This window comes from Streptomyces sp. WG5 (assembly GCF_049974565.1).
GTDB lineage: Bacteria > Actinomycetota > Actinomycetes > Streptomycetales > Streptomycetaceae > Streptomyces.
In genome coordinates, this window is sequence record NZ_JBNGGC010000166.1 from 1 (window position 1) to 641 (window position 641).

A 641-nucleotide genomic window follows, 5' to 3' on the forward strand; every position below is an offset into this window, starting at 1 on the left:
CAGTCGGCGATCGGAGCGTGGCGCAACGTCAGCGCAGCCGGCGTCATGATGTTGGCGGGTGGGGCGGGCTCGCGTTGCCGGGCCAGGATATTGAGCACGACATCGGCGGAATGGACGCCCTGGGCGATCGCCTCGGCACAGGCCGCCTCGACAGCGGGCAGACCGTCGGTCAGAACCGCGTTGAGGATGTCGACCATCTGACGGTTGCCATCCTCGGCGCCGGCAAGCTTGCGCCGTATGCGCTCGATCGCGGCCGGCAGCACCCAGTCCTTGAAGGGAGCACCGTTGCGCAAGGCGCCGGGTTTGCGCGCCAACACCGGCACGTAATGCCAGGGGTCATAGGTGGTCTCGCCGCGGCCGAAGGCGCGCGGATGTTCGGCAACGATACGTCCGTCCTGGCGGATCACGATGCGGTCGGCATAGGCATGAACCTCGACCGGCCGCCCAACGGCGCTGGCCACGACCGAGTACTTGTTGTTGTCGAAGCGGACCAGGCAGGTCTTCGAGACTGATGCCGGCACCGCATGGAATCCATCGAACCGGCCCGCATAGGGAACGAGCTTTGGCCGTTCGGCTTCGAACACCTGCCAGATCGTCTGCTCGGTCAGTTCCGGATGACGGTGGGCCTTGGTGTAGGCAAT

Annotated in this window: 1 protein-coding gene; it reads right to left on the reverse strand. The window is 66.0% G+C overall.

Annotation, left to right across the window (positions count from 1 at the left end):
- The coding region (locus ACP4IX_RS36410) for a Mu transposase domain-containing protein (protein ID WP_426558956.1) at positions 1-641 on the reverse strand (641 nt) is incomplete at both ends.